This is a genomic window from Blastococcus sp. SYSU DS0552 (assembly GCF_054050815.1).
In genome coordinates, this window is record NZ_JBJHAB010000006.1 from 45,197 (window position 1) to 69,215 (window position 24,019).

Sequence of the window (24,019 nt, forward strand, 5' to 3'; positions counted from 1 at the left end):
CACCACAGCGTGCCACTACGCGGGAAAGCGTGCCACACCGTGGCACGAACGGTCAACAGTCTGGAGATTCAGGTGTCAGATCCGGCCCGGCCGGGCGCCCTCGCGGGGGTCCGGGTCCTCGACCTCACCCAGGTCATGGCGGGGGCGTACTGCTCCATGCTGCTGGCGGACATGGGGGCCGATGTCATCAAGATCGAGCGACCCGAGGGCGGGGATGACACGCGCCGGATGTCCCGCGGGTCGGACGTCGAGCACTCCCCGGCGTTCAACGCCATGAACCGCAACAAGCGGGGTATCGCCGTCGATCTGAAGGACCCCCGCGGCGCCGAGGTCGTCCGCCGGCTGGTCAGGGACGCCGACGTCCTCGTCGAGAATTTCCGGCCAGGGCTGCTCGAGCGCTTCGGCCTAGGTCAGGATGCGCTGCGCGCCGAGAACCCGGCGCTCATCTACTGCTCCATCTCCGGGTTCGGGGCCACCGGGCCGTACGCCGGCCGGGGGGGCTACGACCTCGTCGCGCAGGCGATGAGCGGCCTGATGAGTATGACCGGCCAACCCGATGGTGCGCCGGCGAAGGTCGGGGTCCCGATCTGCGACCTGAACGCCGGAGTTTTCGCCGCGTACGGCGTGCTATCGGCCTACATCCACCGCCTGAAGACCGGTGAGGGGCAGTTCGTCGACGCGTCGCTGCTCGAGGCGGGAATCGCCTACACCGTCTGGGAGACAGCCATGTTCTTCAGCTTCGGCGAGGTCGCCCGACCCATGGGATCGGCTCACCGACTCTCCGCGCCGTACGAGGCACTGCCCACCGCTGACGGGTGGATCGCCATCGGTGCGGCCAACGACCGGAACTGGGGACGGCTGTGCGCCGCCCTGGGTGTGGACCGCCTACTGCAGGACCCGCGGTTCCAGGACAACGCCGCCCGTATGAAGTACCGGTTCGAGCTGGCCGGTGAGCTGGCGGCGACGCTCCGGCAGCGGCCCACCGCCGAGTGGCTGGAGGTGCTGCACGGGGCCGGGGTGCCGAGCGGTCCGCTGTACGACATCGAGCAGGTCTACGCCGACCCGCACGTGCAGGCCCGCGACATGGTGGTCGAGACGGTGCACCCACGGATGGGGACGGTGCGCCACATCGGTGCCCCGGTGAAGCTCTCGGCCACGCCATCCACCGTGCGCCGCCCGGCACCGCTGCTGGGTCAGCACAGCCGCGAGGTCCTCGCCGAGGCCGGGATGTCGCCGGCCCAGATCGAGGAGCTGTTCACGGCGGGCGTACTCCTGGCCACCGCCGCCCACGAGCGGACGTCCGACACCGACTCCACCGCCATCGACCCCACGGAGGTTTCGGCATGACCCACCTCGTGTTGTCCGGACTCACCAAGAGCTTCGGTGCGGCGCCCGTCGTCGACGGCGTCGACCTCTCCATCGAAGAGGGCGAGTCCGTCGTCCTGCTGGGGCCGAGCGGCTGCGGCAAGACCACCTGCCTCCGCATGATCGCCGGGTTCGAACGGCCGGACGCCGGAGAGATCGGCTTGCGCGACCGCACGCTGGTGGGGCCTAAGGTCTTCGTGCCGCCGGAGCGCCGGAAGATGTCGGTCGTCTTCCAGAGCTACGCGCTGTGGCCGCACCTGAGCGTGTACGAGAACGTGGCGTACGGCCCGACGACGGCGAAAGCGAAGCGGGAGGACATCCGTCGTCGGGTGGACGAAGCCCTGGCCATGGTGCACCTGGACGGGATGGGTGACCGCTACGCCCACCAGTTGTCCGGCGGCCAGCAGCAGCGGGTCGCTCTCGCGCGGGCCCTGGTCAACGAACCCGCGCTCCTCCTGCTGGACGAGCCGCTGTCCAACCTGGACACCCGGCTGCGCGAGGAGATGCGTGCGGAGATCAAGCGCATCCAGCGCTCCCTGGGCGTGACAATGGTGTACGTCACCCACGACCAGGCCGAGGCGTTGTCCCTGGCCGATCGGCTGGTCGTCATGCATTCGGGTCGCATCGTGCAGAGCGGGCCGCCCGAAGAGGTTTACAGCCGTCCGCGGAACAGCTTCGTCGCCCGGGCACTGGGCGCCACCAACGTGCTGACCGCCACCGTGGGCGCAGCCCCTGGGGTGGACACTGTGCCGCTGCGGCTGCCTACCGGCGGGACGGTGATCGCGCATCGGCCCGCCCATCTCGCGTTGCAGGAGGGTGCGGAGGTCGCCGTCTCGGTACGGCCGGTGGACATCCGGCTCCAGGCGGGCGAGGGGCGCTCCGGGACGGCCCGCGTCGTGGAGGCCCTCTTCTTCGGTGACCACGTGGCCTACACGCTCCAGGTGCCCGGCCACGCCGCGCCGGTGAAGGCGACCGGGCCTGGTTCCGGGCGCTTCGAGGTCGGCCAGGACGTCGCCATGGGGATCGAGGACTCCGCCGTGGCACTGCTCGACGACGCACCGGACGGCGGGTCCCACCACGCCTCGTCGGCCACGGATGCCGGCGCTGTGGCGGCCGGCCGGTCCGCGGCATGACCGCATCCGTCCACGCAATCGCCGTTCCCACCGACCACCCGTTCCACCTCCCACCGGAAGAAGGCACCGTGTTCGCATCCCGCTCGCCCCGCCGTCGTCTGACCACCTGTCTCGCAGTTCCGGCGGCCGTCCTCCTGGTAGCGGCCTGCGGCAACGGATCGGAGGGCACGTCCGGCTCGGGCGGCGACTCCGCGGCTGCGGAGATCGAGGGCATCAGCCAGGAGCTGATCACCGCGGCGCAGGAAGAGGGTGGTGTGGTGCTCTACGGCGGTGGCCACACCCGGCCGGGCGTCGAACTCCTCCAGGAGCGGATGCAGGAACTCTTCGGCATCCAACTGACCTTCACGCGCGAGGACTCCGGCGCGGTCGCCAACTCGGTGGAGGCAGAGCTCGCCAGCGGTTCGCTGAATGCGGACGTCGTGAGCCTGACCGATCCGGAGACGATGATGCAGTGGGCGGAGGACGGCGTCATCGCCGACGCGGAGGTGCCCAATGCGGACGAGCTCATCGATGGGCTGGACAACCCGGACGACCCGCAGGTGCCCTACAGCCTGGTGCCTCTCGGGCTGATGTACAACTCCGCCAACACCGACCCTGCCGACCTGCCCACTACCTGGGAGGAGCTGGCGAACGGGGACTACGGAACCATTGTCAGCGCCGACCCAGGCGCGTCCGGCACCGCGCTGTCGTACTACACCACTCTCTCCGGGGAGCTCGGAGAAGGCTGGCTGGAGCAGCTCGCCCAGCGGGACGTGATCGTGACCGACAGCAGCCTGGCCCTGGCGCAGCTGGTGCTGACCGGCGAGGCCGACCTCGGCATCCCGGCGATCGAGTCCGCGGTCATCAGCACCGCCGCCGAGGGTGAGCCGCTGGCGATCGCCTTCATGGAGGACGGCGTGCCCACGTTCACGAGTGAACTGGCGATGCTGGCCGAGGCTCCTCACCCGAACGCGGCCAAGCTCCTCGTGCAGTACCACCTCAGCGAGGACTTCCAGACCGCACTGACCGAGCTCGGCGGCCGCAGCGTTCTGCAGGACGGGCCTCAGCCCGCCGAGGGCGCTGACCTGTCCGACGCCACCCTTCTGCCGGCCGACCTCGAGGAGATCGCCTCTCGCGGGGACGAGGTGGTTGCCCGCTTCGCCTCCCTGTTCGGCCGATGAGGGCCGGTGCCCTGATCGCACGCGACCCGACTGAGGAGAACCAGCTGTGGCGCTGACCAGTTCGACGTCCCCCGCCGTGTCGACCACCGACACGGCGGGGGAGGGGTCGGCGAGCGGCCCGCCGGCCGCTCGGGGCCCGAGCCGCCGGAAGGGCACCGGGTTCGAGCGGGTGATGCGGCTCGTCTGGGTCGCGGCCATCCTCGCGCTGGTGGGCTACCCCGTAGCGCAGGTGTTCGGGCAGAGCTTCGTCGCCGACGACGGTGGCCTGACCTTGGACAACTACGGCCTCCTGAGCAGCGAGCCACGGCTGATGGAAGGGGTCCTCAACTCGCTGTGGATCGCGGTGGGCACGGTGATCGGCAGCTTGCTGCTCGGCCTGCCGGTGGCCTGGTTGGCCGTGCGCACCGACATGCCGTTCCGCCGGTTCTTCCGTGGCAGCGCGGTCCTCACCTTCGCGGCTCCGAGCTTCATCGCGGCGCTGGGATGGATCCTGCTGCTGGGGCCGCGCAACGGGATGCTGAACACGGCGTTGATGTCCGCCTTCAGCCTCGAGGAAGCACCGTTCGACATCTTCACACCGTGGGGGATCATCTTCGTCCTCTCGCTGTTCCTCTACCCCCTGGTGTTCCTGCCGGTGTCCGCGGCGCTGGAGGGCATCGACCCGGCCCTGGAGCAGGCCGCAGCGAGCCTGGGTGCTTCTCGTGCCCGGGTGCTGCGCACCGTCACGTTCCCCGTGATCCTGCCGTCGCTGATCGCCGGATCGATCTTGGTGTTCGTCAGCGCCGCGGTGATCTTCGGGCCGGTCGCCATCCTCGGTGCTCCGACCGGCTTCCAGACCATCCCCACGGTCCTGCTCAGCCTGATGCAGTTCCCGCCGCGTATCGAGGCGGCCGCGGTCATATCCGTGCCGATCCTGGTGATCATCGCCGTGCTGTTGATCCTGCAGCGAAAGCTGGTCGGCGGGAAGAAGTTCACCGTCATCGGTGGCAAGCCGGGGCGGCAGGACGTGACGCACCTGGGGGGTGCCCGCTTCCTCGCCGTGGGGTTCTGCTCGCTCGTCGTGGTCCTGAGCCTCGTGCTGCCGTTCGGTGTCCTCCTGGTGACCTCGTTCCGCAAGGCGCTCGGCCGGCCTCTGGGCTGGGACAACTTCACCCTCACGGGGAACTACGAGGAGGTCTTCGGCCGGCCGCTGATCGCGGCCGCGATGGGCAACAGCTTCGTTCTGGCGCTCGGAGCCACGGTGCTGGCTCTTGCCGTCGCGTTGCTGGCCTCGTGGCTGGTGCACCGCACCAAGGCGCGGAGCAACGCCGTCATCGTGGGAGCCATGGCCGCGCCGCTGGCCTTCCCCGGCGCGGTGCTCGGCGTCGGCCTGATCATCGCCTACGCCGGGCAGCCGTTCGGGCTCGGCGGGACGCTGACCATCCTGCTGATCGCCTATGCGGGGAGCGCGCTGCCGCTGACCTTCGCCTACGTCCACGCCGGGATGGGACAGATCGGCGCGGAGGTGGAAGAGGCATCCCGGAGCCTCGGTGCGTCCTGGGCGCGTACGTGGCGACGGATCACGGTGCCGCTGCTGCGCCCGTCGCTGCTCGCCGCGGGCATGCTCAACTTCGTCCTGCTCTTCCGGGAGCTGGAGATGTCGGTGTTCCTCTACACCGGCGCGAATCCCACCGTGTCCACGGTGCTCTACAGCCTGGCCAGCGAATCGCTCTACCAGCGGGTCGGGGCGCTCTCCGTGGTGGTCCTGCTCATCAACATCGTAGTGACCGTGTTCGCCATGCGGCTGCTCGACCGCCGCCCCGGCCAGTCCACCCGGCGGTCCCGCCGGGCCCCGTCCGTCGCACTCAACACACCACCGGAGGAAGCAGCATGACCGAGACCACGACAGACGTCGGCAGCGGCGTCCACCTGCGATACGAGACCCCGCACATCGCCGTCCTCACGTTGGACAGTCCTCCGTCCAACACGTTCAGCTGGGAGAGCCGGCGTTCGTTCATGCGAGCGCTCGACATTCTGGACGCCGACGAGAACGTCCGGTGCCTGGTGATCACCGGTGAGGGGCGGGCCTTCACCGCAGGTGCGCACCTGGGCGAGGACCAGTCCATGAGCGACGAGCAGCTGACCGACTATCTCGCCGAGTTCGGCCGGGTCCTCAACGGGGTGCAGAACTTCCGTGCCCCCGTGATCGCGGCCATCAACGGGGCCACGATCGGCGGCGGGCTGGAGTTCTCGCTGTGCTGCGACATCCGCATCGCCTCGACGGAGGCGTTCTTCGTGGCCGCCGGCGTCAACGTGGGCCTCATCGTCAGCTTCTGGCGCCTGCCTCGCGTGATCGGATTGGGGCCGGCCAAGGAGATCCTGCTGACCGGTGCCCGGTACACCGCGCAGCAGGCATTGAACTGGGGGCTGGTGACCGAGGTCCACGACCCGGCAGATCTCATGCCCGCCGCGCTGGCCAAGGCCCAGCGAATCGCTACCCGCGCCCCGCTGTCGGTCGAGGTGACGAAGGAGGCGGTGACGGGCGCCTTCGAGATGGACTTCGCGCAGGGGCAGGCGCTCCAGACCAAGCGCTTCCTGGAGATGTTCCGCACCGAGGACCACCAGGAGGCGCTCCAGGCGTTCTTCGAGAAGCGGGACGGTGACTACCGGCGTCGGTGACGACATCGGGTGCGGACGGCCTCCGACGGTGCCTCCACTGGGGAGGCACCGTCGGAGGCCTTCGGCGTCAGACCCGACGCAGGACCGACACCACCCGCCCGAGGATCGTCGCCTCGTCGCCGGGGATCGGCTCGTAGGCCGGGTTGTGCGGCAGCAGCCACACGTGACCGTCCCGGCGCTTGTAGGTCTTCACCGTCGCCTCGCCGTCGATCATCGCCGCCACGATCTCGCCGTTCTCGGCGGTCGGCTGCTGGCGGACGACGACCCAGTCGCCGTCACAGATGGCGGCCTCGACCATCGAGTCGCCGGCCACCTTGAGCATGAAGACGGTTCCCTCGCCGACCAGCTCGCGCGGCAGCGGGAAGACGTCCTCCACCGCCTGCTCGGCGAGCACCGGGCCACCGGCGGCGATCCGGCCCACGAGCGGGACATAGGCGGGCGCGGCGGCCTGCACGCCGTCGCCGACCACGGGGGGTTCGACTGGTGCGGCGGTGGCCCGGCCGGCATCCCCGGGCAGTCGCACGTCCAGGGCGCGCGGGCGGTTCGGGTCGCGCCGGAGCCAGCCCTTCTTCTGCAGCACCGAGAGCTGGTGCGCGACCGAGGATGCCGAGGACAGCCCGACGGCCTCGCCGATCTCACGCACCGACGGCGGGTAGCCGCGCCGGTCGATGGAGTCGCGGATCACCTCGAGCACCCGCCGCTGCCGCTGGGTGAGCCCGTCCCCATCGGCCGCGCGGTCGGGAAAGGCCCGTACCGACGCCGAACCGTCCGCCGTCCCCGGGGCCACGCCCGCGGTGCCGCCCCGGTTGCCGGACGTCCTGCTCGAGTCCGCCACGTCTCCTCCTCGCCGGCTGCCCGCGCAGCTCTCGACCCTCGTCGTCGGAGGAACGGTAGCGCCGATCGGCGGTCACTTCAAACACGTGTTCGAAACTTTCTCGTGTCGCTCCCCAAGTGTCGGTCCCGTCCGGTAGACATCGGACAGGCGTTCGAATCGAACACACGTTCGGGTCCGGCGGGTGCCGGCCAGGAGGGCTGAACACATGACGAGCAGCACGGCACTGCGGGTCCGCGGCCAGGTGCCGGTCGACCCGGGGGAGCGGCGCGCCGGTCCGCCACCCGCCCGGCATCTCCGGGTGCTCCCGCCGCCTCGCTCCTACGCGGAGATGCCCGAACCTCTGCCCGCGCCGGCTCGCGGGAGGACGAGCGGCCCGCGGGCGACGGTGGGGCGATCGCCCGGCCGGGGGCGTCGGGAGCGGGTGGAGCAGCCGCCGCTCCGGTTGACGTCGCGCGGGCGTCGCGTGCTCGCGGTCCTCACCCTCATCCTCGCCGCGGGCGTGATCGTCCTCGGCAGCGCCGTCCTCGGGGATGCGGGTGGCGGATTGGAGCTCATGGGGACGACCAAGGTGATCGTCGAGCCGGGTGACACGCTCTGGTCCATCGCCGGCGCGGTCGCCGACGGGCGCGATGTCCGCGACGTCGTCGTCGACATCCAGCGGCTGAACGGGCTCGGCTCCGCGGCCATCTCGCCTGGTCAGGTCCTCGTCCTGCCCTGACGGCCCCGTAGGGCTCGGTGTCTGCGCGCCAGGGCAAGGTGTTCACAACGCGGCTCGCCGACTTCGTCAACCCTCAGTACAGGCACGTTCACCGTGCGTGCTGGTCGGCCACCTACGGTACGTCCGTGTCCAGCGTCATGGAGAACCGCGCCGCCGTGTTCACCACTCGTCCCCAGGCCGTCGAGGTCCACCAGGCGGGTGCCTGGTGTGCGGGGGAGCTGTTGGGGTGGCGACACGACGACTCCGGCGCGTGCCAGATGTGGGTGCGGGTCGTCGCCGGAGGCGAAGAGCAGGCGCTCTGGATCGACCTGGGGGATGTGCGGCTTCCGGAGTCGCCGGCCGTCGAGGTGCCGCCGGTGACGCAGGCGATGCCCGCCTCCCCGTCAGCGGCATCGCTGCGTGACGGTCCGTCGACCGATGTCGAGGCGACCGCCAGCCTGCCGCTGCTGCGCGACCGCTGCGAGCCGCGAACCGGTGCCCAGCGGCCGGGCGGTCGCCGGCGCGCGCCGGAGAGCGACGCCGTGCAGGCCGCGCCGGCGTCCTCGGTGCCGGTGCCGCCCCCGGGCCGGCACCGCGCTCCGGCCACCGAGCTCAGCCCGGTCGTGGGCCGGCACCGCGCCGCCGACACCGACCTCTTCCCGGCCGTCGTCGAGAGCGCGCCGGACGCGCAGTCCCCGACCCGCGAGGACCGACCGCGGGGCGGTGGCTGGTCGGTGCCCGCGGCCCGCTCCGCGAGCACGGTCGAGACCCGCTCCACGGCGAGCGGCTGGACCCCGCCGGCCGACCTCGACCAGGATCTCCTGACCCGCCCGATGCGGCTGAGTGACCAGATCCCGCACTCGCGGCGGCCCCGGGTGGGCGGCGCGGTCAGCGTCTGATCGTCGTTCGGCGGCCCTCGCCGCGTCGACCCCGCGGGGGTGCTCGGCGCCGCCGTCGCGTGCCCGGCGGGTCGCCCGTGCCGGGCGCGGACCGCCCAGCTCGCCGAACGGTGTGCGCCGGCGCGTGGCTCTGCGAGTCGGAACCGCGCATGAGCGCACAGCCTTGCCGGGGCGAGCGTCCCCGGGTCGTTCCTGCGGTGCGCCGCCGCGCTCGACCCCCTCTCCGGGGAGCGTCGGGCACGGAGTTCGGCGCGTCGTCGCGGCGTGTCCTGTGACAGCTGGGGACCGCTGTTCCGCCTGCGCACCGCAGTGTCGGGGCGGAACACGCCGACGGAACGATCACTTGCACATCTTGTGTGGCCCGTCCTAGGGTTCCCCTACATCTAGTAGTTACAGAGCTGTAAGTCCGTCCACAGGCTGGTCCTCAGGTTGTCCCCGGCGCATCCACCGGATGTCCCCAGGGGAGTGCACAGCCGGCCGGTGGCGGGCGCGGCGCGAAGGGAGGTGAACCACCGTGCGTTGCCCGTTCTGCCACAACGCCGACAGTCGGGTCATCGACTCGCGGGAGGCCGACGAGGGCGCCACCACCCGGCGTCGTCGCTCCTGTCCTGCGTGCGGGCGGCGGTTCACCACCGTCGAGGAGGCGGTGCTCGCCGTCGTCAAGCGCAACGGCGTCAGCGAGCCGTTCAACCGCAGCAAGGTGGTCGCGGGCGTCCGGCGGGCCTGCCAGGGCCGGCCGGTCGACGAGGGGCAGCTCAAGCTCCTCGCCCAGCAGGTGGAGGACGCCATCCGCGCCAGCGGCGCGGCGGAGGTGCCGAGCCACGAGGTCGGCCTGGCCATCCTCGGCCCGCTGCGCGAGCTGGACGAGGTGGCCTACCTCCGCTTCGCCAGCGTCTACCGCTCCTTCACCTCGGTGGCCGACTTCGAGCGGGAGATCGCCGAGCTGAAGGCCCGGCAGCCCGCCGCACCGCCGGGGGAGACGGGCCCGCCCGAGCCCCGGCGACCCGTCCCGTCCGGCACCGGCGCCGGCACCTGAGAACTGTCGGTGCCACCCGATAGACAGCAGTTCGAGCAGTTACCGATCGCGGCTCTTCCCCAGCCCCCGATCCACCACCGCGCAGCACCACCGCGCAGCCCCGCGAAGCACCACGCGACACACGACCAGGGAGAGCTCCACACCATGACCGAGACCGACGACCGCGTGGCCGGCGCCCGCCCCCGCCGCAGCGCCAAGACTCCCAGCCGGGCCAAGGGCCTCAAGATCAAGCGTGTCTTCACCACCGCTGGTGTGCACCCGTACGACGAGGTGACCTGGGAGCGTCGTGACGTCGTCATGACCAACTGGCGGGACGGCTCGATCAACTTCGAGCAGCGCGGTGTCGAGTTCCCGGCCGAGTGGAGCATCAACGCCACCAACATCGTCACCACGAAGTACTTCCGCGGCGCCGTCGGCACCCCGCAGCGCGAGACCAGCCTGCGCCAGCTCATCGACCGCGTGGTGCTCACCTACACCGAGGCCGGCCGCGAGCACGGCTACTTCGCCACCGAGGGCGACGCCGAGGTCTTCGAGCACGAGCTGACCTGGATGCTGCTGCACCAGTACTTCAGCTTCAACTCGCCGGTCTGGTTCAACGTCGGCACGAGCGCGCCGCAGCAGGTCAGCGCCTGCTTCATCCTCGCCGTCGACGACGAGATGGACTCGATCCTGAACTGGTACCGCGAGGAGGGCCTGATCTTCAAGGGCGGCTCCGGTGCCGGCCTGAACCTCTCCCGCATCCGCTCCTCCAAGGAGCTGCTCTCCTCCGGCGGCACGGCCTCCGGCCCGGTCAGCTTCATGCGCGGCGCCGACGCCTCCGCCGGGACCATCAAGTCCGGTGGCGCCACCCGCCGCGCGGCGAAGATGGTCGTCCTCGACATCGACCACCCCGACATCGAGGAGTTCATCGAGACCAAGGCGCGCGAGGAGGACAAGATCCGCGCGCTGCGCGACGCCGGGTACGACATGGACCTCGGTGGCAAGGACATCACCAGCGTCCAGTACCAGAACGCCAACAACTCGGTCCGCGTCTCCGACGAGTTCATGCGCGCGGTGGAGGAGGGCGACGAGTTCGGCCTGCGGGCCCGCCTCGACGGCTCGGTCATCGAGACCGTCGACGCCAAGTCGCTGTTCCGCAAGGTCACCCAGGCCGCCTGGGAGTGCGCCGACCCGGGCATCCAGTACGACGACACGATCAACGACTGGCACACCAACCCCGAGACCGGCCGCATCAACGCGTCCAACCCGTGCTCGGAGTACATGAGCCTGGACAACAGCTCGTGCAACCTGGCGTCGCTGAACCTCATGAAGTTCCTCAAGGACGACGGCACGTTCGACGCCAAGAACTTCGTGAAGGCCGTCGAGCTGGTCATCACCGCGATGGACATCTCGATCTGCTTCGCCGACTTCCCGACCGAGCCGATCGGCGAGACGACCCGCGCCTACCGGCAGCTGGGCATCGGCTACGCCAACCTGGGCGCCCTGCTCATGGCGACCGGCCACGCCTACGACTCGCGCGGTGGCCAGACGCTGGCCGCGGCGATCACCTCGCTGATGACCGGCACCGCCTACCGGCGCTCGGCCGAGCTCGCCGGCATCGTGGGGGCCTACGAGGGCTTCGCCCGCAACGCCGACGCGCACGCCCGGGTCATGCGCAAGCACGCCGCGGCCAACGACGCGATCCGCCCGGTGGGCGCCGACGACGCCGACGTGCTGAAGGTCGCCACCCAGCAGTGGCAGGAGTGCCTGGAGATCGGCGCCGAGAACGGCTGGCGCAACGCCCAGGCCTCGGTGCTGGCCCCCACCGGCACGATCGGTTTCATGATGGACTGCGACACGACCGGCATCGAGCCGGACTTCTCGCTGGTCAAGTTCAAGAAGCTGGTCGGCGGCGGCTCCATGCAGATCGTCAACCAGACGGTGCCGCGGGCGCTGCGCAGCCTGGGCTACCAGGAGGAGCAGATCGAGGCGATCGTCGAGTACATCGCCGAGCACGGCCACGTCGTCGACGCCCCGAGCCTGCGCCCGGAGCACTACGAGGTCTTCGACTGCGCCATGGGCGAGCGGGCCATCTCCCCGATGGGCCACGTCCGCATGATGGCCGCCGTCCAGCCTTTCATCTCCGGCGCGATCAGCAAGACGGTCAACATGCCCGAGACGGCGACCGTCGAGGACGTCGAGACGATCTACTTCCAGGGCTGGAAGATGGGCCTCAAGGCGCTGGCGATCTACCGCGACAACTGCAAGGTCGGCCAGCCGCTGTCCGGCGGCAAGGGCAAGAACGACGGCACCAAGGACGAGGTGAAGGCCGAGGCGGCGGCGCCGGCCGCGCTGGCGCACCCGGTGCGCAAGCGGCTGCCGAAGAAGCGGACGAGCGTCACCACCTCGTTCAGCGTCGCCGGGGCCGAGGGCTACATGACCGCCGGGATGTACGAGGACGGCAGCCTCGGTGAGGTCTTCCTGAAGCTCGGCAAGCAGGGGTCGACCCTCGCCGGCGTGATGGACGCCTTCTCCATCTCGCTGTCCATCGCGCTGCAGCACGGTGTTCCGCTGGAGACCTACATCCAGAAGTTCACCAACATGCGCTTCGAGCCGGCCGGCATGACCGACGACCCGGACATCCGGATCGCCCAGTCGGTGATGGACTACATCTTCCGTCGCCTGGCGCTGGACCACCTGCCGGTCGAGAAGCGGGCCGGGCTCGGCATCTTCACGGCCGAGGAGCGCGCGGCCCAGGTGGCCGGGTACGACACCTCTGCCTCGACCGCCGCGGTCGTCGAGGAGGAGGAGGTCGACCTGGAGCAGCTGCGCGGCTCCGCGCCGATCGAGAGCGCTCCGGCCAAGGAGAAGGTGACCCCGGAGGGTCCGAAGTCGGTCAAGGAGGCGCACTCCTCGGCCGAGCTCCTCGAGCTGGTCACCGGCACCGCCACCGACGCGCCGCTGTGCATGACCTGCGGCACGAAGATGCGCCCGGCCGGCAGCTGCTACGTCTGCGAGGGCTGCGGCTCCACCAGCGGCTGCAGCTGAGGTGAACGGCCAGGAGGACTTCCGCTGAATCGGACGCCTTCTCCCGCCTGAGGGCAGGAGCGCCCGATCCCGGCCGGCGGGAGACCTCCTCGGCCAGCACGGCTCGCCCACCGGCCCGGCTCTGCTCGGCAGAGCCGGGCCGGCTCTGCTCGGCAGAGCCGGGCCGGTGGCAGGTCCACGGCCGGAACGACGCCACCGGCGGACGGTCGGCGGCCGTGCTGACGGAGCGGCGACTCAGCCGGGGTGCGGGTGCCCGCGGCGGGTGACCGTAGGCTGGTGGCGGTACCGATCACGCTCGGAAGGACGACGATGTCGGACGGCGAGGGCGCGAGCGCGCCGCAGTCACAGACGCTCGACCGCGGCATCCGCATCCTCGAGCACCTGGCTGCCACCGGCAGTCCCCAGCCGATCGCCGACATCGGGCAGGCGCTCGGTCTGCACCGGTCCATCACCTACCGCCTGCTCCGGACGCTCGAGGACCACCAGCTCGTCGAGCGCGACGCGGTCGGCCGGTACTGGCTGGGGCTGGGGATGGCCGGCCTGGCGCGCGGTGTGCGCAGCGACCTCCAGACCGCCGCCCTGCCGCGGCTCAACGCGCTCGTGACGGAACTGGCCATGACCGCCTTCCTCGTCGTCCGGACCGGCGACGAGGCGGTCACGGTGGCCACCGTCGAGCCGCAGGACGCGTCCGCGCACGTGGTGTACCGGCCCGGCACCCGCCACCCCGTCGGCCGGGGAGCGCCCGGGCTGGCGCTGCTCATGCCCGAGCCCCCCACCCCCGACGACCGCGACACGCTGCGGGAGGCCCGACGGGTCGGCTGGGCCTCCTCGCACGGCGAGGTCATCCCCGGCCTGCGATCGATCGCCGCGCCCGTGGTGGGCCCCGACGGCGGGCAGCGAGCGGCGCTCGCCGTGGTCTTCGTCGACGACACCGCCGACGTGGCCCGGATCGGGCGCGCCGTCGTCGAGGCGGCCGAGAAGGTCGGCGCCGCGCTCCGCTGACCCGCGCGCAAGACGCCGCTGCCCCGGCACCCGTGGGGGATGCCGGGGCAGCGGCGGCGCGAACCGGGACCCGGGCTCAGCCGTTGATGACCTGCGGAACCGCGACCGCCTTCAGCCCCTCCACCCCGAACTCGAGCCCGTAGCCGGACTTCTTGACCCCGCCGAAGGGGATCATCGGGTGCACGGTGCCGTGCGAGTTGATCCAGACGGTGCCGGCCTGCAGCCGCGCCGCCACGGCGCGCGCCGCTGCCCGGTCACTGCTCCACACCGAGGCGCCCAGGCCGACGTCGAGCCGGTTGGCCATCGCCACCGCCTGGTCGACGTCCTCGTACCGGATGATCGGCAGCGCCGGGCCGAACTGCTCCTCCGCCACCAGCGGGTTGTCGTCGGCCACGTCGGTGACGATCGTGGTCGGGTAGAAGTACCCGGCCGCGTCGGGGTCGGGGTCCCCACCGAGGAGCACCGTCGCGCCGGAGTCCCGCGCCGCCTCGACCAGCCGGGCGACGATGTCGAACTGCGCGCGGTTCTGCAGCGGGCCCAGCACGTTCTGCTCGTCCAGGCCCCGGCCCATGGGCATCGCCTTCGCCACGTCGACCAGCGCGGCGACGACCTCGTCGTAGACGTCGGTGTGCACGTAGAGCCGCTTGAGCGCGGCGCAGGTCTGCCCGGTGTTGATGAACGCGCCCCAGAACAGGCCCTCGGCGATGGCGCGGGGGTCGACGTCGGGCAGCACGATGCCGGCGTCGTTGCCGCCGAGCTCGAGGGTCAGCCGCTTCACCGTGTCCGCCGAGCTCTTGATGATCGCCTGCCCGGTGGCGGTCGAGCCGGTGAACATCAGCTTGTCGACGTCGGGGTGGCTGGACAGGCGGGCCCCGATCTCCCGCCCCCCGGCCACGACGGAGAGCACGTCGGCGGGCAGCACCCCGCTGAGCACGTGGACGAGGGCCAGCACGCTCAGCGGCGTGTACTCCGAGGGCTTGACCACCACCGTGTTGCCCATCCGCAGGGCGGGCGCGACCTGCCAGACGGTGATCATCATCGGCCAGTTCCACGGTCCGATGGCGCCGACGACACCGACCGGGCGGTAGTGCAGCTCCGCGTGCACCTCGCCGTCGTCGACCACTGTCTCGACCGGCAGCTCGGTGGCAGCGGTGGCGCGCAGCCAGGCGGCGCAGGCGCCGACCTCGAACCGGGCGTTGGGACCGTTGAGCGGCTTGCCCTGCTCGCGGGAGAGCAGCTCGGCGAGCGGCTCCGCGTACGCCTCGACCGCGTCCGCGGCACGCAGCAGCAGCTCGATGCGCTCCGCGTCGGTGCGGGCCGCCCACGCCGGCTGGGCGGCGCGGGCACGGGCGACGGCGTCGTCGAGGTCCGCGACGGACTGCTCCGGGGCGCGGCCGACGACCTCGCCGGTCGCGGGATCCAGGATCTCCCGGCCACCGGGATCGACGACGGCGGCCAGCAGGCTCTCGCACGTCGGGGTCTCCGGCGTGGTCGTCACGGGCTCGGTCACGGTCGGGGTGGTCATCGTCGTCCTCCGGGGTGGGGGGCTGGGGCGGTGCCGAACGGGTCGCCGGCGGTCGGGACGGTGGTGCTCACGGCGCGGGCACGGGTTCGACCCGGCCGGTGACCTCGCCGAAGGAGATCCGGCGACCGCCGGTTCCCGGCGCGGTGGCGGTGAGGGTGACGACGTCGCCGTCCTCGAGGAAGGTGCGGCTGGTGCCGTCGGGCAGCTGCACCGGCTCCTTCCCGCCCCAGGACAGCTCGATGAACGAGCCGCGCTGGTCCTCGGCCGGGCCGGACACGGTGCCCGAGGCGAACAGGTCGCCGGTGCGCAGGCTCGCGCCGTTGACCGTCATGTGCGCCAGTTGCTGGGCAGGCGTCCAGTACATGAGGCCGAACGGCGGGCAGGAGACCAGCTGGCCGTTGAGCCGCACCTCGATGGCGATGTCCAGTCCCCAGCGCTTCTCGGCGGTGTCGTCCAGGTAGGGGAGCGGCCGCGGCTCGCGCGGGGGCGGGGAGATTCGGGCCGCCTCCAGCGCGGCGAGGGGCACGACCCACGGCGAGACCGAGGTGAGGAAGGACTTGCCGAGGAACGGCCCCAGGGGCACGTACTCCCACGCCTGCAGGTCCCGGGCCGACCAGTCGTTGACCAGGCAGACGCCGAAGACGTGCTCCGGGAAGGCGCCCAGCGGCACCGGCCGGCCGAGCGACGAGGGGGCGCCGACGACGAACCCCACCTCCGCCTCGATGTCCAGCCGCTGCGAGGGCCCGAACGTGGGCGCCTCGTCGGTCGGGGCCTTGCGCTGCCCGCTGGGCCGCACGACCGGGGTGCCGGAGACCTGCACCGTCCCGGCGCGGCCGTGGTAGCCGATGGGCAGGTGCTTCCAGTTGGGGGTCAGCGGCGGCGAGTCCGGCCGGAACATCCGGCCGAGGTTCTCCGCGTGGTGCTGGGAGCTGTAGAAGTCGACGTAGTCGGCGACGTCGAACGGCAGGTGCAGCGTCACCTCCGCGCGCGGCAGCAGGTGCGGCTCGACGGCGGCCCGGTGCGCCGGGTCCGCAAGCAGCTCCTGCAGCCGGCTGCGCAGTGCGTTCCAGGTCTCCCGCCCCCGGCTCATGAGCGCGTTGAGCGTCGGCGCGGCGAGCGCGTCGGCGGCGGGGACGTCCAGCCGGGAGACGTCGAGCACGGAGTCGCCGATGGCGACACCGATCCGGCGGGAGCCGTCGGGCTCGGTGGAGAAGACGCCGTAGGGCAGGTTCTCCGGCCCGAAGCCCGTGCCGTCGGGGAGCTCCAACCAGGTGGCGCTCATGCCAGGGTCCGTTCCGGGGCGGCCAGCAGGCCGAGCGCCACCAGGTCCTCGACGGGCTCGGTCACGCTGCACGTGCCGAAGGAGGTGAACAGCGACCGCACCCGGTGCACCCGGTCGGCCGGCCAGGTGCGCACGGCCGAGGCGACCGTGCCAGGGTCGGTCTCGCCGAGCCAGTCCGCCGCCACGGCCGCCGGGGCCCCCGAGCTGAGCGCGGAGACGGCCAGCAGCACGTTGAGGAAGCCGTGGTGCGCGAAGCCGGTCGCCGGGGCGGTGTGCCACACGGCGTGGTGCAGGCCGGCGGTGCACTTGAACGGCACGCTCCGCGCGATGCACGCCTGCAGGCTGTCGGCCAGCTCGGCGGAGGAGGGGAACAGCTCCGCCGACACGCCACCGGTGCGCAGCTTGGCCCGGTAGCGGGTGCCGGCCAGCACGTCGAGGACGGCGTCGCGGGCGGCGGTCCGCGGCAGCTCCAGCGCCGCGGGCACCCCCTCGGGGACGACGTCGTCCAGGGCGCGCAGCGCCTCGGCGGCGGCAGCGGCGTCGGGCGTCACCGGCACCTCGACCGCAGCCAGCGCCAGGCGCGGCTCGGCGGCGACCCGGGCGGCGGCGGCCGGGAGGTCACCGGCCGCCGCGATCAGCGAGACGTCGACGGCGGGTCCGTCGCCGACCTCGGCCACCAGCTCGTCGAGCCGGGCCGCGGGGACCACGAACGGCCCGACCAGTCCACCGAGGCGGTCGCGCAGCGCGCGGTGCTGCGGAACGGCCGCCGGCATCGGCGCGTTCCCGGGTGGGAACAGCGCGGCGTCGTCGAACAGGCCGTCGAACAGCGGCGTCGTCGCCGGTGCCGGGGCGGGCGGGTGCACCGGGGCCGTCACGCCGACGGCCCCCGTCCCGACCAGGACCACGCGTACTTGCCGTCGTCGACGGCGGTGCCGCCCTCGCCGAGGTCGAGCGGGCGGAACGTGTCGACCATGACGGCGAGCTCGTCGAAGAACTCGACACCGAGGGAGCGCTCGACGGCGCCGGGCTGCGGGCCGTGGCTGTGCCCGCCCGGGTGCAGGCTGATCGAACCCTTGCCGATGCCCGAGCCCTTGCGGGCCTCGTAGTCGCCGTCGACGTAGAACATGACCTCGTCGGAGTCGACGTTGGAGTGGTAGTAGGGCACCGGCACCGCCTCGGGGTGGTAGTCCACCTTCCGCGGCACGAAGTTGCAGATGACGAAGTTGGAACCCTCGAACACCTGGTGCACCGGCGGCGGCTGGTGCACCCGGCCGGTGATCGGCTCGAAGTCGGCGACGTTGAAGACGTAGGGGTAGAGGCAGCCGTCCCAGCCCACGACGTCGAACGGGTGCTCCGGGACGACGTGGATCGTGCCGGCGAGGCCCCCCGGGCCGGCGCCGCGGTGCTTGACGTAGACCTCGACGTCGCTGCCGTCGGCCAGCAGCGGCTCGGCGGGGCCGCGCAGGTCGCGCTCGCAGTAGGGGGCGTGCTCGAGGAACTGGCCGTAGCGGGAGAGGTAGCGCTTGGGCGGCGCGATGTGGCTGTTGGCCTCGATCGCATAGGTGCGCACCGGCTCCTCGCCGGTCGGGATCCAGCGGTGGGTGGTGGTCCGCGGGAGGACCACGTAGTCGCCCGGTCCCACGTCGAGGGAGCCGAACACCGTCTCCACCGTGGCGGTGCCGCGCTCGACGTAGACGCACTCGTCGCCGGTGGCGTTGCGGTAGTACGGCGAGGTCGCCGAGGAGACGGCGTAGGAGATCCGCACGTCGCCGTTGCCGAGGACCAGCCGGCGGCCGGTGACCGGGTCGGTGGCCTTGTGCTCCTCGCCGGGGAAGAGGTCGTGCAGCTTCAGGTGGCGGGGCACCAGGGGGGCGTTGGGGGTCAGCGTCTGGTCGGGCAGCTCCCAGGGGCGGGCGTCGACGATGGCCGACGGGACGCCGCGGTGGTAGAGCAGCGAGGAGTCGGAGGAGAAGCCCTCCTCGCCGACCAGCTCCTCGTAGTACAGGCCGCCGTCGGGACGGCGGAACCGGGTGTGCCGCTTCGGTGGGACCTGGCCCACCTGCCGGTAGAACGCCATGGGGTACTCCTTCGGGGATCAGGCGGGAACGGGAGCGGGGAGCGGGCGGGCCAGCAGCCGGGCCACCGCGGTGCCGAGGTCGGCCGGGTCGGTGAGCACGGCGGCGACGTGGGCGTCCGGGCGCAGCACCCACACCTCGCCGGGGTGTGCACCGAGGGCCTCGCGCAGCAGGCCGCCGGGGTCGAGATCGGTCATGCGGTGGACGGTCACCGGCAGGTCGCCGAGGTCGGGCAGCGCCGGCGCGTCTGCGTCGTCGCCGAGCAGGACGGTGACGCCTTCCCGGGCGAGCTGGCGGAGCCGGACCAGGTCGGGTCGGCCGGCCACCGTCACCGGGCAGTCGGGTACGAGCACCCCGGGCGCCGGGACGGGGACGTCGCCGCGCGCGGGCCGGCCGGGGAACGGGCGCGCCGGGTCAGGGGTGGTGAGCGGTGAGTCGACGTACCAGAAGGGCTCGGCCAGCCGGCCGGAGTCGACCTGCGCACGGGCCGCGGGGTCACCGGCCGCCCGCTCGAGGACGTCGAGCCGGTGGCGGGCCTCGGCCTCGTCGCGGGGCACCAGGAAACGCATCGTCGCCGTGGTGACGTCGATATTCTCCACCGCCGCGGCGTGCCGCTCGTCGTGATAGCTCTCCAGGAGCCCCTCCGGAGCCCAGCCACGGCGGACGAAGGCGATCTTCCAGGCGGCGTTCTCGGCGTCGAGGACCCCCGAGTTCAGCCCGCGCGCGCCGAAGGGCGAGACCAGGTGCGCCGCGTCGCCGGCGACCAGCACCCGCCCGACCCGCATGTGGTCGACCACCCGGGAGTGGAAGCGGTAGACCGACTTCCACACGATCTCGTAGGGCCGGTCCCCGATGACCTGGCGGATCCGCCGGTCGAGGCCGCCCGAGGCCTCCTCGGTGGCGAGGTCGAAGTCCTGTGGCACCTGCCAGTCGATGCGGAACGTCGAGTCCGGGCAGGGGTGGATGAGGACCTGCCGGCCGGGGTTCCACTCGGGGTCGAAGTAGAACCGCCGCTCGGTCTCCCAGCCGGGCAGGTCGGTGCGGATGTCGCAGATGAGGAAGGAGTCCTCGAACGACTCCCCGGGGAAGGTGAGCCCGAGCATCGAGCGCAGGGCGTCGCCGCGCGGGCCGGGGCAGGCCACGGCGTGCGAGCCGGTGACGAGCACCTCGCCGTCCTCGGTCCGGCAGGCCACCGTCACCCCGGTGCCGTCCTGGTGCAGGCCGGTCACCCGGTGACCCCACCGGACGTCGATCAGCGGCGAGGCGGCGATGCGCTCGTCGAGCAGCGCCTCGGTCTCGCACTGCGACACGTTGACGAACGGGGGGAAGGGGGATCGGCCACGGTCGGCGAAGGTGAAGGAGAACAGCTCGGCGTCGCGGTGGAAGGTCCGGGCGGTCGTCCAGGTCACCCCCCGGCGGGCGATCTCGGCGCCGACGCCGACGGCGTCCCACACGTCGAGCACGTCACGCTGCTGGCAGATCGCCTTGCTGCCGATCGGGTCGCGCTCGGGCCGCGCGTCGAGCACGACGACGCGCAGACCCCAGCGGGCGAGCAGGAGCGCGGCGGTCTGGCCGACCGGGCCGGCGCCCAGCACCAGCACCGGCGGTCCGGGGACGGGAGTGGTCATGGGGATCTCCTCGGGAGCCGGGACCGGTCAGCCCTGGAGCTGGTCCCACACGGCGCGGTCGCGCTCGGCGGTCCAGATGACGGGGCGCTCGACACCGGAGAACTCGTCCCACAGCCGGGAGACGTCGAAGGGCAGGCAGTGCTCGAAGATCGGCCACCGGCCGTACTTGGGGGCCAGCGCCGCGTGGGTGGCCTCGAAGGCCTGCTTCAGGGTGCCGCCGGCGCGGTGGACGTCGCCCACGGTGCGCTGCATCGTGAGCAGGAAGTCGCGGGTCTGCTCGACGGCGGCGTCGACCTCGTCGCGGCCACGGGCGATCCGGCCCCGGCCGCCGACCAGCTGCCGCGCGCCGAGGGCCTTGACCCGGTCCAGGGTGCCGCCGGCCCAGTCGAAGTGGAACGCGTCGCCCGTGTAGAGGGCCGCCTGTGACTCGACCAGGTCGCCGGCGAAGAGGATCTCCTGCTTGGGCAGCCAGGCGACGATGTCGCCCTCGGTGTGGCCCCGGCCGAGGAACTCCAGGACCAGCTCGCCGCGGTCGCCGCCCAGCTCGATGGTGAGCTTGTCGCGGAAGGTCATCGTCGGCCAGGTCAGGCCGGGGATGGATTCCGGCTCCTCGAACAACCGCGGCATGCGGCCGTACTCGCTCTCCCAGTCCTGCTGGCCGCGCTCCTCGATCAGCCGCTTGGTCTGCTCGGAGCTGACGATCACCTCGGCGTCGAAGGCGCTGGCGCCCAGCACGCGCACCGCGTGGTAGTGGCTGAGCACCAGGTACCGGACCGGCTTGTCGGTGTGCTCCCGCAGCTTGGCCAGCCACCGCCGGGCGGCCACCGGCGTGGCCAGGGCCTCGAAGCAGACGAGGAAGTCCTCACCCTCGATGGCGCCGAGGTTCGGATCGCCCTCGGCGGTCAGCGCGTACACACCGTCGGCGAGCACCTCGAGGGTCTGCTCCTTGACGCCCAGGTCGGCGGAGGAGGCGAAGGGCTTGGCTGCCATGGGATCTCCAGATCACGGGCGTTCGATAAACGAATAAGCTGTTCTTCTACTGACGGAGACGCTACGCCCGAGTGGCGTGCGACACAAGGCGTGACGCGGCCGGAAAGCGGCGCGCAGCGACGCCCGGATCCGGGGGAGGGGCCGGGCGTCGCTGCGCGGGCGCGGCTGCTCAGCCGACGGGGGTGTGGTCCGTCGTGGGGTCTGCTGCGGCCGTGGCCGCCCAGGAGGGACGGCGGTAGACGTCCAGCGCGACGCCCAGGAGCAGGGCCACGGGGACCGAGAGGATCAGCGGCACCGCGGTCGCCATCGAGCCATCGATGAGCAGGGTGAAGTTGCTGAGCACCAGCCAGGTCAGGCCGGCCACGAGCACGATCGCGAGCGAGGGGGCGATCAGCGTCTGCCACGGTCGCGTGTCCAGCCGGGTGCGCCGGAAGAAGACCACCACCGAGACCGAGGTCATCAGGTAGAGCGCCAGCAGGGCGAGGACCCCGACGCCGCTGAACCAGGCGAACAGCGTGAGCACCGGGTCCTTGTCCAGCACGGCGAACGGCAGCACCAGGGCCAGCGCGACCAGCGTCTGCACGGCGCTGGCCACGAAGGGCGCCCCCTGGCGGGTGGTCCGGGCGACCACCGGCGGCAGCGTGCCGGTCTGGCCGAGCGAGTGCACGTAGCGGGTGAAGGCGTTGTGGAACGCGAGGATGCCGGCCAGCAACGACGTCGCGAGCAGCACGCCGCCCACCTCGCCGACCCACGGGCCCAGGGCGTCCTCGATGGCGGCGAACAGCAGGACGGTGCCGTCGCCGGACTCCAGGGCGGCGCCGGCCGCGGGCACGACCTGGTCGGCCCCGTAGTAGCTGACGACCATCCAGGAGACGAAGGCGAAGAAGAGGGAGATGACGCCGACGGCGAGGTAGGTCGCCCGCGGGACCGTGCGCTGCGCGTCGCGGGCCTCGGTCGAGTAGATGGCGGTCGACTCGAAGCCGAACATCGACGCGATGCCGAAGGTCAGGGCGATGCCCGGCGCGCCGGCGAGGAGCGCGGACGGGGAGAAGCTGGCCCCGGGGTTCAGACCCTGCGGTCCGCCGCCGGCGAGCAGGGTGGCCAGCGCGAAGGCGAGCAGGATGGCCAGCTCCGCGGCCACGATCACCCCGAGGAAGCGGGCGCCGAGCTCGACGTTGAGCGAGCCGAGCAGCTGGACCACCGCCATCGTGACGACGGCGCACAGCCACCACGGCGGGCCGAAGCCCAGGTAGGTGTCGGCCAGCGAGGAGACGATCGCGCCGTAGAGCCCGTACATGCAGGCCTGCACGGTGCTGTAGGCCCACAGCGCCACCAGGGCGGAACCCGTGCCCAGGCGCCGGCCGAGACCGCGGCTGATGTAGGCGTAGAACGCGCCCCCGTCCGTCACGTGGCGGCTCATGGCGATGAAGCCGACGGCGAAGACGGCGATGATCGCACCGACGACCAGGTAGGCAGCCGGCGCGCCTGCGCCGTTGCCCAGCCCGATGGCCAGCGGCAGCGCGCCGCCCATGCCGGTCAGGGGCGCCTGTGCGGACAGGACGAAGAACAGGATGCCGACGACGCCGATGGCGCCGCGCTTGAGCTGCCGGTTGCCGGTCCGCTCGCGGCTGGTCGCGGCGGTTTCCGTGGGTAGGACCATGATCGCTCCGAAGGAAGGTGGGTGCCGGCGGCCGTGCCCCGGGGGGCGTGGCGCCGGGATCGAGGCGTCACCCCGGGCGGGGCGACGGCAGGCATGGGTCAGGCCCGTCCGGGGGGACGGCTCGGACCCGGGGCCCGGGGGGTGCCGGCCGGGGGGACCGGTCGGCGGGTCGGTCCGGGGGTGGTCCGCCGAGCGGCGTGCGGCGGCCGGGTGCGGGCGCCACCTGCCGGTCGGGACACGCGCCGCCGTCGGGAGGGATCCGCCTCCGGAGGGCAGTGCGGGGGAGCGCCGCGCCGAGGGGGTGCGGGGCGGCCGTCCGGTGCGCGGCGGTGGTCGCTGCGCGCCCGGTGCCCGGCTAGCGGGTGGTGCGACGCGCCGCGTGGCGGCCGGGAGGCCGCGGGAGGAGGTGCCCGGTCAGCGAGCGAGCGCGGCCAGGGTGGCGTCGAGCATCGCCAGCTGGAGCTCGGGCGTCGTCGGCGCGTCGGGCAGCAGCGCGAGGACCTGGAGGCCGAGCGCGAGGGCGAGCAGCTGCTCCACCACGACGTCGTCGGCCGTGTCGACGACGACGTCACCGTCGGCACGCGCCTGGGCGACGAGGCCCCCGAGGTCATGCCGCCACCGCCGCATGGCCTCGTCGTTGAGCCGGGCGAGTCGCTCGTCGGTGACCGTCCGGCTCCAGAAGGGGAGCACGATCCGCGCCTCGAGCCGGGTGAGCTCGGTGGCGGGGAGGACCTCCACCAGGAACGCCCGCAGCGCGGCCAGCCCGCGCTTGCCCGCGACGGCCGCCCGGATGCGCTCGTTCGTCCGGTCGAAGACGAAGACGTAGGCCGCCTCGACGAGCTCGTCCTTGCTGGCGAAGTACGGCGCCAGGGCACCGTTGGCGTAACCGGCCGCGCGGGCGATCTCCCGCATGGTGGCCGCATCCGCCCCGCGCGAGGCCATCAGCCGCCAGGTCACCTCGAGGATCTCCTGACGTCGCTGCTCGCGGTCCACCAGCTTCGGCACGGGGCTCCCGTTCGTCGTCGGAGACCCCAGTGTCCCCGTCGG

At 72.3% G+C, this 24,019-nt stretch carries 19 protein-coding genes; 10 read left to right on the forward strand and 9 right to left on the reverse strand.

All coding sequences use genetic code 11. The features are described 5' to 3' along the window. Positions 1-72 precede the first annotated feature (72 nt). The 5 genes from ACI8AG_RS07660 to ACI8AG_RS07680 all read left to right on the forward strand — a co-directional run bounded on the left by ACI8AG_RS07660 (position 73) and on the right by ACI8AG_RS07680 (position 6,316). Positions 73-1,347: a CaiB/BaiF CoA transferase family protein gene (locus tag ACI8AG_RS07660; protein WP_456596541.1), complete on the forward strand. Its 1,275-nt coding sequence runs from the start codon at positions 73-75 to the stop codon at positions 1,345-1,347. After that, positions 1,344-2,498 carry an ABC transporter ATP-binding protein gene (locus ACI8AG_RS07665; RefSeq protein ID WP_456596542.1) on the forward strand — a complete coding sequence of 385 codons (1,155 nt, stop codon included), beginning with the start codon at positions 1,344-1,346 and terminating at the stop codon, positions 2,496-2,498. Before ACI8AG_RS07660 ends, ACI8AG_RS07665 begins: the two co-directional genes overlap by 4 nt. 68 nt (positions 2,499-2,566) lie before the next feature. Continuing rightward, positions 2,567-3,658 carry an ABC transporter substrate-binding protein gene (locus ACI8AG_RS07670; RefSeq protein WP_456596543.1) on the forward strand — a complete coding sequence of 364 codons (1,092 nt, stop codon included), beginning with the start codon at positions 2,567-2,569 and terminating at the stop codon, positions 3,656-3,658. 46 nt (positions 3,659-3,704) lie between these two features. Then, positions 3,705-5,531 carry an ABC transporter permease gene (locus ACI8AG_RS07675; protein ID WP_456596544.1) on the forward strand — a complete coding sequence of 609 codons (1,827 nt, stop codon included), beginning with the start codon at positions 3,705-3,707 and terminating at the stop codon, positions 5,529-5,531. Beyond that, positions 5,528-6,316, forward strand: coding sequence for an enoyl-CoA hydratase/isomerase family protein (locus tag ACI8AG_RS07680; protein WP_456596545.1), 789 nt, complete (start codon positions 5,528-5,530; stop codon positions 6,314-6,316). Before ACI8AG_RS07675 ends, ACI8AG_RS07680 begins: the two co-directional genes overlap by 4 nt. A gap of 67 nt (positions 6,317-6,383) precedes the next feature. Here ACI8AG_RS07680 and lexA read toward each other — a convergent pair whose 3' ends face one another. Next, the gene (gene lexA / locus ACI8AG_RS07685) at positions 6,384-7,151 is read right to left on the reverse strand and encodes a transcriptional repressor LexA (RefSeq protein ID WP_456589375.1); all 768 of its coding nucleotides are present in this window, start codon (positions 7,149-7,151) and stop codon (positions 6,384-6,386) included. A 421-nt stretch (positions 7,152-7,572) separates the two neighbouring features. Between lexA and ACI8AG_RS07690 the strand changes: the two genes are divergently transcribed. From ACI8AG_RS07690 to ACI8AG_RS07710, 5 genes are all read left to right on the forward strand, one after another. Further along, a complete protein-coding gene (locus tag ACI8AG_RS07690) occupies positions 7,573-7,869 on the forward strand; it encodes a LysM peptidoglycan-binding domain-containing protein (RefSeq protein WP_456596546.1) in 297 nt (98 codons plus the stop codon). Between the two features lie 125 nt (positions 7,870-7,994). After that, positions 7,995-8,747, forward strand: coding sequence for a hypothetical protein (locus tag ACI8AG_RS07695; RefSeq protein WP_456596547.1), 753 nt, complete (start codon positions 7,995-7,997; stop codon positions 8,745-8,747). Between the two features lie 514 nt (positions 8,748-9,261). After that, positions 9,262-9,783: a transcriptional regulator NrdR gene (gene nrdR / locus ACI8AG_RS07700; RefSeq protein WP_456589378.1), complete on the forward strand. Its 522-nt coding sequence runs from the start codon at positions 9,262-9,264 to the stop codon at positions 9,781-9,783. A gap of 144 nt (positions 9,784-9,927) precedes the next feature. After that, on the forward strand, positions 9,928-12,810 hold the full coding sequence (locus tag ACI8AG_RS07705) for a vitamin B12-dependent ribonucleotide reductase (protein WP_456596548.1): 2,883 nt from the start codon (positions 9,928-9,930) through the stop codon (positions 12,808-12,810). A gap of 276 nt (positions 12,811-13,086) precedes the next feature. Beyond that, positions 13,087-13,812, forward strand: a complete 726-nt coding sequence (locus ACI8AG_RS07710; RefSeq protein ID WP_456596549.1) for an IclR family transcriptional regulator — start codon at positions 13,087-13,089, stop codon at positions 13,810-13,812. Between the two features lie 76 nt (positions 13,813-13,888). Here ACI8AG_RS07710 and ACI8AG_RS07715 read toward each other — a convergent pair whose 3' ends face one another. The 8 genes from ACI8AG_RS07715 to ACI8AG_RS07750 all read right to left on the reverse strand — a co-directional run bounded on the left by ACI8AG_RS07715 (position 13,889) and on the right by ACI8AG_RS07750 (position 23,977). Continuing rightward, entirely contained in the window at positions 13,889-15,337 is a 1,449-nt protein-coding gene (locus ACI8AG_RS07715) for an aldehyde dehydrogenase family protein (protein ID WP_456589381.1), read from the reverse strand. 67 nt (positions 15,338-15,404) lie between these two features. Next, on the reverse strand, positions 15,405-16,619 hold the full coding sequence (gene fahA, locus ACI8AG_RS07720) for a fumarylacetoacetase (RefSeq protein ID WP_456596550.1): 1,215 nt from the start codon (positions 16,617-16,619) through the stop codon (positions 15,405-15,407). After that, positions 16,616-17,494: a hypothetical protein gene (locus tag ACI8AG_RS07725; protein WP_456596551.1), complete on the reverse strand. Its 879-nt coding sequence runs from the start codon at positions 17,492-17,494 to the stop codon at positions 16,616-16,618. The genes fahA and ACI8AG_RS07725 overlap by 4 nt, the downstream gene beginning before the upstream one ends. Continuing rightward, positions 17,491-18,696, reverse strand: a complete 1,206-nt coding sequence (locus ACI8AG_RS07730) for a cupin domain-containing protein (protein ID WP_456589384.1) — start codon at positions 18,694-18,696, stop codon at positions 17,491-17,493. The genes ACI8AG_RS07725 and ACI8AG_RS07730 overlap by 4 nt, the downstream gene beginning before the upstream one ends. 18 nt (positions 18,697-18,714) lie before the next feature. Then, positions 18,715-20,322 (reverse strand): FAD-dependent monooxygenase, encoded by a 1,608-nt coding sequence (locus ACI8AG_RS07735; protein WP_456596552.1) that lies wholly within the window; start codon positions 20,320-20,322, stop codon positions 18,715-18,717. A 27-nt stretch (positions 20,323-20,349) separates the two neighbouring features. Continuing rightward, on the reverse strand, positions 20,350-21,312 hold the full coding sequence (locus ACI8AG_RS07740; RefSeq protein WP_456589386.1) for an MBL fold metallo-hydrolase: 963 nt from the start codon (positions 21,310-21,312) through the stop codon (positions 20,350-20,352). 169 nt (positions 21,313-21,481) lie between these two features. Beyond that, complete coding sequence (locus tag ACI8AG_RS07745) at positions 21,482-22,972, reverse strand: APC family permease (protein WP_456589387.1); 1,491 nt, start codon at positions 22,970-22,972, stop codon at positions 21,482-21,484. Positions 22,973-23,386: 414 nt separating this feature from the next. Further along, positions 23,387-23,977 carry a TetR/AcrR family transcriptional regulator gene (locus tag ACI8AG_RS07750; RefSeq protein WP_456596553.1) on the reverse strand — a complete coding sequence of 197 codons (591 nt, stop codon included), beginning with the start codon at positions 23,975-23,977 and terminating at the stop codon, positions 23,387-23,389. Between the last annotated feature and the right edge of the window lie 42 nt (positions 23,978-24,019).